Origin of the sequence: Microcoleus sp. Pol7_B2, assembly GCF_036701035.1 — a bacterium.
GTDB lineage: Bacteria > Cyanobacteriota > Cyanobacteriia > Cyanobacteriales > Microcoleaceae > Microcoleus.
In genome coordinates this window covers 1-1,868 of the sequence record NZ_JAUBQB010000180.1, presented here as the reverse complement: position 1 = coordinate 1,868, position 1,868 = coordinate 1, and the positions used below count along the sequence as shown (strand labels likewise).

1 protein-coding gene is annotated in these 1,868 nt (G+C 52.9%); it reads left to right on the top strand.

Going from position 1 to position 1,868, the window contains the following annotated elements; translation table 11 throughout:
• On the top strand, positions 1-1,868 hold a 1,868-nt coding region (locus QUA57_RS28400; RefSeq protein WP_333251555.1), incomplete at both ends, for a calcium-binding protein.

The window sequence follows — 1,868 nt, the reverse complement described above, 5'->3', positions numbered from 1 at the left end:
CAACACCAACACCACCAACACCGGCGCCAACACCAACACCACCAACACCCGCCCCCGAACAACCAACACCGACGCCAGAACCAACCCCCATATTCAACCCAGTACCCGAACCCGATACCAGTTGCGGTTGCGACCCCTTACCCTTGCTGCCCCCGCTCACATTTATCCAACCCCAGCCAGAGCAAATACTTAACTTCGACTCAAACGCCGCCCAACTCATCGACATCCAAAACACCAGCATCGGCACTTCCGGAAACGATTCCTTAACAGGAAACGAAACCAACCAACTATTTCTTTCCCAAGGTGGCGACGACACAGTGTTAGGTGAAGCAGGCAGCGATATCGCTTTCGGCGACCAACAGCGAGACTTCATCGCAGCAGGTAAGGACAACGACATCGTTTACGGCGGCAAACAAACCGATGCCGTATTTGGCGGCAAACAAGACGATCGCATTTCTGGCGATCGCAATGCAGACACATTGTACGGCGATCGCGGTGCCGACAGCATAGTCGGCGACAACGGCAACAACATCGACTTGACTGGTAACGACGGCGACCTGATTTTCGGCGGGTCTTCAGGCGACGCCATTTCAGGCAATCAAGGTTCAGACACCGTTTACTCCGGCAAAGGCCCTGACATCGCTTACGGTGGTATCGACAACGACCTGATTTGGGGTGACAAAGGCCCCGATACCCTTTCCGGCGACAACGGAGATGACTCGGTGTTTGGTGGCGTCCTCAACTCCCTCGATAGCGACCCCGACGGCTTCGATTTGCTATTGGGAGGCGATGGCAACGACCTACTTAACGGCGAAGAACAAGACGATACCTTGCGAGGTGGCAACGGCCCGGATGTGGTGTTTGCAGGCAAAGGCAACGATCGCATTTTCGGCGAAACAGACTCGGATACTCTCTACGGCAATCTAGGTTCCGACACCATAATCGGCGACTACGGCACTCAACCAGCCAATACAGTTGCCACGGAGGAAGGCGACTTAATTTTCGGTAACGACACCGGCGATATCATCGGCGGTGGCAGCGGTAACGATAGCATTTTTGGCGGCAAAGGTAATGACTTAGTTTACGGTGGCAAAGATCACGACAGGATTTGGGGCGAACTCGGTTCCGACACCATGGTCGGGGATGAGGGGGACGATTCGCTTTATGGCGGCTTGCAAAACGAGTTAGTGTGGGATGCCAACGGCCGCGACTTGCTATTTGGGGGAGATGGAAATGACTTTCAGGGCGGCGGTGAGAGTTCCGATTCTTTGAGTGGGGGTTTTGGTAACGATACCCTTCGTGGCGGCAAGGATGACGACTTGGTACAGGCAGATGCGGGCAACGACTTGATGTACGGCGACTCGGGCAGCGATATTTTGTGCGGCGATGAAGGTAACGATACCATTAGTGGCGATCGTGGGGAAAATCTGCGAGGCGCTGTCGGCCCTGAGGGTCAGCAAGACTGTATTAATGGTGGTAGTGGCGATGACCTGTTATACGGCAATGAAGGTCAAGATACTCTCAACGGTGACTCGGGAAATGACACTATTTACGGAGGGAAAGATAGCGATATTCTCAATGGGGGTGCAGGAGATGACTGGCTGTTTGGTGATGGCGGAGATGATACTTTGATTGGGGGTGTGGGGAATGATCACTTTGTGTTAAGCGCTAATAGTGGTATTGATACTGTGCTCAATTTTTCCGTAGGAACTGATAAGTTTGTCCTGGCTGGTGGCTTGAGTTTTGAGGCTTTGCAAATTAACTCGACGGCGAAGGGCACACTGCTGCAAGTTGCTGCCACAGGCGAGGTTTTAGCTCAGGTTTTTGGGGCTGATAATACTATTACTTCTCTCGATTTTCTGAATTTG